The following is a 6,300-nucleotide window of genomic DNA, read 5'->3' as shown; positions in this document are numbered from 1 at the left end:
CCCGCGGGCCAGCAGCCCGTCGCGGTCGGCGACATGGTCACGGACCTTGGCGGAGGCGAGCACCAGCGAGACGGCGGCGGCGAGCCGGGCGCCCTCACCCTGCGCGACGGACGCGGTGCGCATCCCGCGCAGCGCGCAGGGGCCCGCCTTGCGGCGCAGCGCACCGCCGTCGTCGGCCTGAGCCTCCGTCAGAACGGATATGAGGAGGCCGTCGTAGTTCGTGACGACTCTGGCGAGCTGGCCGTGGTCACCCCGCAGGGCGAGGCACAGCCCGCACAGGTGCGCCATCCATTCACTCGTGAGCTTCTCTCCGAGCCGATGGCTGCAGGGCCTGACCATTCCGAACATGACGCTCCCCCGAGGTTCGTGCGATGCCGAGCTGCCGCATCGTACCGGCCAGGACGCCGTCGGCCGGGCCGGACCGTTCACCCGGACGCACCCCGGCTCACCCGTACGCCGTGAAGAATCATATTTCACTCACAGTCAGCATCCGTACGTGGCATGCCCCTTGGGGGACACGGGCTCTCGACGTACGGGCTGTGCACCAGTACCGTCACAAACCCCCCGCGCGGCGTCTATTCACTTGGCGCGTCGTCCGCATCATGGATGACCATAGGGATGCGGAATGCAGGAGAGACCGCTCTGAGAGGAGGCGTCCATGGGATCGGTGCGCAAGGCGAGTGCCTGGCTGGGCCTCGTTGACGACAACGATGACGAGCGTTACTACGACGACGACTACTCCGAAGGGACCGAGCCCGGGGACGCCTGGGTCACCGACCCGCGCGTGAAGGTGGCCACGGACGTCGCCGAGGACAAGGGCCGCCGCATCGGCACGGTGACCCCGGACAGCTTCCGGGACGCCCGCGCCATCGGGGAGCTGTTCCGGGACGGCGTGCCGGTCATCATGAACCTCACGGCCATGGAGCCCTCCGACGCCAAGCGCGTCGTGGACTTCGCGGCGGGGCTCATCTTCGGTCTGCGCGGCTCGATCGACCGGGTGTCCAACCGGGTCTTCCTGCTGACCCCGGCCGACACGGAGATCGTCAGCGGGGACCCCGCGGCGCGCCGCGCGGACGGCTTCTACAACCAGAGCTGAGGCAGGGCCGCTCGCCGGCCCCGCCCCCTCACGGGGGTCAGCGGAAGGCGTCGAGCCCGGTGAGCGCCTTGCCCAGCACGAGCTGGTGCATCTCGACGGTGCCCTCGTAGGTGAGCACCGATTCGAGGTTGGCCGCGTGCCGCATCACGGGGTATTCGAGCGAGATCCCGTTGGCGCCGAGAATCGTCCGTGACGTACGGCAGATGTCGATCGCCTCCCGGACGTTGTTGAGCTTGCCGAAGCTGACCTGCTCGGGACGCAGGCGGCCGGCGTCCATGCGCCGCCCCAGATGGTGGGCGAGCAGAATCCCCTTGTGCAGTTCGAGCGCCATGTCGGCGAGCTTGGCCTGGGTGAGCTGGAAGCCCCCGATCGGCCGGCCGAACTGCTCCCGCGTCCTCGCGTAGTCCACGGCGGCCTCGAAGCAGGAGCGCGCCGCCCCCATCGCGCCCCACACGATGCCGTACCGCGCGTGCGAGAGGCAGCTGAGCGGCCCCTTGAGGCCCACGGCCTCCGGAAGCACCGCGTCCGCGGGCAGCCGTACGTCGTCCAGGACGAGTTCGCTGGTGACGGAGGCGCGCAGGGACAGCTTGTGCTTGATCTCCGGGGCGGAGAACCCCGCGCTGCCGGCCGGCACGACGAATCCGCGGATGCCGTCGTCGGTCTGCGCCCAGACGACGGCGACGCCGGAGACGGAGCCGTTGGTGATCCACATCTTGCGTCCGTTGAGCACCCAGTCCGTGCCGTCGCGCTTGGCGTGGGTCCGCATCGAGGCCGGGTCGGAGCCGTGGTCGGGCTCGGTCAGTCCGAAGCAGCCGATGATCTCGCCGGCCGCCATGCCGGGCAGCCACCGCCGCTTCTGCTCCTCGCTGCCGAAGCGGTGCAGGGCGTACATGGCGAGGGAGCCCTGCACCGACACCAGGGAGCGGATGCCGGAGTCGGCGGCCTCCAGTTCGAGGCAGGCGAGGCCGTACTGCACGGCGGAGGCCCCCGCGCAGCCGTAGCCGTCCAGGGACATCCCGAGGGCGCCGAGGGCCCCGAGTTCGCGGGCGAGTTCACGGATCTGCGGCAGTTCGCCCTTCTCGTACCACCCGGCGACATGGGGCAGGACCCGGTCGGCCGCCCAGTCGCGCACGGTGGCGCGGACCGCCAGGTCCTCGGGCTCCAGGAGGTCGTCGACGCCCAGGGGGTCGGCGGGGTCGAACGGGGGCAACTTCGAAGACGCGGACATGGCACACCCTCCGGCGACACGGAAAACCAGCACCGCTCATCACGATCGCGGTGCAGACGCTACGACGGTCGCGCACCGTGCGTCCAGTACACGCCGGGGCGGGCCGCGGCCCCGGTCAGGCCGAGACGCGGGGCTGCGCGACCTCCCGCGGCTTCGGCAGCTCGACCGGCGGTGCCTCGCACTGCATGACACGCGGCAGCCGCAGCGCCATGACCGCGCCGAGCAGCAGCAGTCCGGCGCTCACCACGAGCGCCATGTGCATCCCGAACACGAAGGAGTTGCGTGCCGCCTGCCGCAGCGCCGCCCCGGCGGGTCCGCCGAGCCGCGCGGCGATGTCGTACGCCTCGCCCAGCGAGTGCGAGGCGGCCCGGGAGGCGGACGTGGGCACACCCGGCACGGACGTCAGGCCGGGGGCGTACGCCGCGTTCATGACGCTGCCCAGCAGCGCGATGCCGATGCCCGCGCCCAGCTGGTAGGAGGTCTCCCCGATCGCGGCCGCCCCGCCCGCCTGCTCGGGCGGCGCCTCGCTGAGCATCGACTCGTAGGCGCCGAACAGCGTCGTCTCCAGTCCGAAGCCCAGCAGCAGGAAACCGGCCAGCAGCAGGCCGGGGTTGTCCGCGCCGCCCATCGCGATCAGCAGCACCACGGCCACCGCCGTCAGGCAGAACCCGGCGCACACCATCCGCCGCGGTCCGAAGCGCCGCAGCATCCGCGCCCCGGCGAGCCCCGCGGCCATCGCGGCGAAGGTCAGCGGCAGCAGCCGCAGCCCGGTCTCCAGCGGGGACAGCCCGAGCACGAGTTGCAGATACTGGGCCGCGATCAGCTCCAGGCCCACCAGCGCCAGCATCGCGAGCACGATGCACCCGACGGAGGTGCTGAACGCGGGGCGCGCGAACATCCGCAGGTCCACGAGCGGATGCGCCCGCCGCTTCTGCCGCCGTACGAAGAGGAAGAGCAGGACCGCCCCCACGGCCAGCGGCACGAGGGTGAACGGGCCGGTGACCGATTCCCCGCCGCCGAGCCGCTTCACGCCCAGCACCATCCCGAACAGCCCGGCCGCCGCCATCAGCGCGCCGACGACGTCCCAGGGGCCCTGGCCGTCGCCCTTCGACTCGGGCAGCAGCAGGCGGCCCACGGGGAGGCTGACGAGCATCAGCGGGATGTTGACCAGGAAGACCGAGCCCCACCAGAAGTGCTCCAGCAGGAAGCCGCCGATCAGCGGGCCGACGGCCGCGCCGACGGCGGCCACCGCGCTCCAGATGCCGATGGCCAGCGCCCGCTCGCGCCGGTCGGGGAAGACCTGGCGCAGGATCGACAGGGTCGCGGGCATGATCATCGCGCCGCCGACCCCGAGCAGCGCACGGGCCAGGATCAGCACCTGGGGGTCGCGGGCGAGCGCGGCGAGGCCGGAGGCGACACCGAAGAGGGTGTAGCCGAGCAGCAGGATGCGTCTGCGGCCCACCCGGTCACCGAGCGTGCCGAAGAGGATCAGCAGGGCGGCGCAGACGAGCGGGTAGACGTCGACGATCCAGAGCAGCTCTATCGCGCCGGGCCTGAGGTCCTCGGTGACGGCGGGCACCGCCACGTGCAGCACGGTCGCGTCGACCGCGACGAGCAGCAGGCTGGAGCAGAGCACGACCAGGACGACCCAGCGGTTGGCACCGGCCCCGGCCGCCCGACGGCGCAGCGCAGCGGCGGCCGTGGTCGTCCCGGACATGTACGTACCTCCCAGATGTTCCCTCGACCCGGCGGGCTCACGGGGTGGGGACTTCCCGCGACTCGGCCGGAGAGGAGCGGGGGTCTCCGGCCCGCGCTGCGAGGGGCGAGTGAGACGTCAGCGTACGCGAGTCCGATTCGGTGCCGCGTGGCGGACCTCTCAGACCTGACACGAAGACGTGTGGTGTACACCACGTCGACCGCCCGTCCCGGCTGGGCGCGACCGTGATCGGCGCGACCCGCCCCCGGTGACCCCCGGGCGAATTGCACCCCAGGCCCGGGTGAACGAATTCATAATCCGGGAAAAACCAGCCGGCGGAATGATCAAAGGAATTGCAGGGCGCTGGGTGCAGTGATTACGGATTCGTAGGAAATAAAGGCGCCGCTGAGAGGAATCCCACATCACATCGTCATCACAAAGCCGTGGAATCGACCGGGAACTGCGCTCACTCGCTGTAACGTCGATTGGGTGCGTACCGAACGAAAGCCGACCCGCCTGGACCGGGTCTTCGCCAGGCTGGACCGGGAGCCGGAGCGCCCGGCCCATCTCGATGTGCCGGAGATGACCCGGCACAGGATCGTGCTGTTCGCCTCGACCCTGGCCTTCTACGCGGTCATCGTCTGGGCCGTCCTGGTCACCTCGTGGCTGGTCCGCCTGGACTGGCAGGTCATGTTCTTCCGCCCGTACCAGCAGTGGTCGGAGATCCAGCCGTTCGTCGACTACTACGTGGTGCTCGGCCAGCGCGGCCCGACGGCGGTGATGGTCGCGGCCTGGCTCGGCTGGCGCTCCTGGCGGCAGCACACACTGCGCCCGCTGCTCGCCCTCGGCGTCTCGCTGCTGCTGCTGAACGTCAGCGTCGGCGCGGCGAAGCTGGGCATGGGCCGGCTCGGACCGCACTACGCGACCGAGATCGGATCGAACGAGATGTGGGCCGGCGGCGGTATATTTCCGAGCGGTCACACCGCGAACGCCGTGGTCACCTGGGGGGTCCTGGCCTATCTGGCCTCCACCCCGAGAGCCCGCCGCTGGCTGTCCGCCGTGTCGGCGGTCACCGCGCTGGGCGTGGGCATGTCCACCGTCTACCTCGGTACGCACTGGCTGAGCGACGTCCTGCTCGGCTGGGCCGCCGGACTGCTGATCCTGCTCGCCCTGCCGTGGTTCGAGCCGCTGATCGCCCGCGCCGAGACCTGGCTGCTGGAGCTGCGCGACCGGGTCCGCGAGCGCTGGTCCGCCGCCGCGCCCGCCGCCGTCCCCGTCGAGGCTCCGGTGCCGCTCACCCCGCGCCCCGTCCGCCCCGAGGGCGACGCACCGGCCCGTGAGCCGGCCTCCTCGCCGGCCCGCGCCGCCCGGCCCCCGGCCTATCTGGCGCCGGGCCCGCACACCACGCGCGCGGAGCGCACGCCCGTCACCCCGGCCGGCAGTCGCCGCCCGCCGCACACGGACCGCGGCACCCGCGGGACGTCCTCCACGGCCCGCCCGCTCACCGGCGGCTGAGCGGCACCCCCGAGCGCCGCGGGATCTTCCGGGTACGCACCGCCACCCCCGTATGACGACGGCCCCGGTTCCTCCTCCGGAACCGGGGCCGTCGTCATGCGGTCAGCCCTTCCAGGCCCGCGCCACCCGGCCGTCCTTCACCTCGAAGTTGAGCCGGCCCGCGCGGTACTCCATCGTGATGATCGCCCCCGGCGGCAGCGAACGCACCGCCGGCCAGCCTCGGTCGCGGGCCAGCCGCTCGGCCCCGTCGGAGTCGAGACCGACGTAGGCGTCCGGGTCGTCCTGGGGTTCGGCGGAGGGGTTCGGTATCGGTGCCATGCCGCCACGCTAGGGCCTGGGCGAGGGATCGGGCCAGTGCGGTCACGCAGCGTCCGCCGCCGTCCGCACGGGCCCGCGTCCCTCCCTGGTCACGCTTTTGTCACAGAACCACGACACGCGTTTCAAGCGGGCCGGCATCGGCCGCAGGGACGAGAGGGCGTCACACGGACGAGCGATTTTCCACGCCTTCCGCCGACATTCCTCTGCAATTCCCGGATGCCGCGAGACGCGTCCCCGGGCCCGCCGCAAAAGTGCCCGGGGAACGTCCCGGGAACTCTTTTCTCCGGGATTCCACGCGGCCCGCGGGAGCCGGTGCCGCACAGAAAGCGCATGGTTCGAACACAGGATCCGCGTATGCCCTCCGCCGGGCCGCTCGCGGCGTGAGCGCCATGGGGCGTGCCCGCGCCGGCGCGTGCGGCGCGGGCCCTGGCCGGGCGCGGGCGCGAC

General features: G+C 72.0%; 6 protein-coding genes. 2 read left to right on the top strand and 4 right to left on the bottom strand.

Annotated elements, in window-relative coordinates:
* Positions 1-348: DUF5685 family protein (locus SZN_RS34535; protein ID WP_244313472.1), on the bottom strand; the 348-nt coding region annotated here is incomplete at its 3' end.
* A 310-nt stretch (positions 349-658) separates the two neighbouring features.
* Between SZN_RS34535 and SZN_RS34530 the strand changes: the two genes are divergently transcribed.
* Positions 659-1,096, top strand: coding sequence for a cell division protein SepF (locus tag SZN_RS34530; RefSeq protein ID WP_007504426.1), 438 nt, complete (start codon positions 659-661; stop codon positions 1,094-1,096).
* 37 nt (positions 1,097-1,133) lie between these two features.
* Here the strand turns inward: SZN_RS34530 and SZN_RS34525 are convergent, their stop codons facing one another.
* Both SZN_RS34525 and SZN_RS34520 read right to left on the bottom strand, forming a co-directional pair.
* Positions 1,134-2,324, bottom strand: a complete 1,191-nt coding sequence (locus SZN_RS34525) for an acyl-CoA dehydrogenase family protein (RefSeq protein WP_007504424.1) — start codon at positions 2,322-2,324, stop codon at positions 1,134-1,136.
* A gap of 115 nt (positions 2,325-2,439) precedes the next feature.
* Positions 2,440-4,041 carry an MFS transporter gene (locus SZN_RS34520; protein WP_007504422.1) on the bottom strand — a complete coding sequence of 534 codons (1,602 nt, stop codon included), beginning with the start codon at positions 4,039-4,041 and terminating at the stop codon, positions 2,440-2,442.
* A gap of 468 nt (positions 4,042-4,509) precedes the next feature.
* On the opposite strand from SZN_RS34520, the gene SZN_RS34515 reads away from it, so the two are divergent.
* Positions 4,510-5,535, top strand: coding sequence for a phosphatase PAP2 family protein (locus SZN_RS34515; RefSeq protein ID WP_007504420.1), 1,026 nt, complete (start codon positions 4,510-4,512; stop codon positions 5,533-5,535).
* 102 nt (positions 5,536-5,637) lie between these two features.
* On the opposite strand, the gene SZN_RS34510 is transcribed toward SZN_RS34515, so the two are convergent.
* On the bottom strand, positions 5,638-5,853 hold the full coding sequence (locus tag SZN_RS34510; protein ID WP_007504417.1) for an I78 family peptidase inhibitor: 216 nt from the start codon (positions 5,851-5,853) through the stop codon (positions 5,638-5,640).
* Positions 5,854-6,300 lie beyond the last annotated feature (447 nt).

This window comes from Streptomyces zinciresistens K42 (assembly GCF_000225525.1).
GTDB classification, from domain to species: Bacteria; Actinomycetota; Actinomycetes; order Streptomycetales; family Streptomycetaceae; genus Streptomyces; species Streptomyces zinciresistens.
The sequence above is the reverse complement of the archived record's forward strand: the minus strand, read 5'-3'. Positions and strand labels throughout refer to the sequence as shown.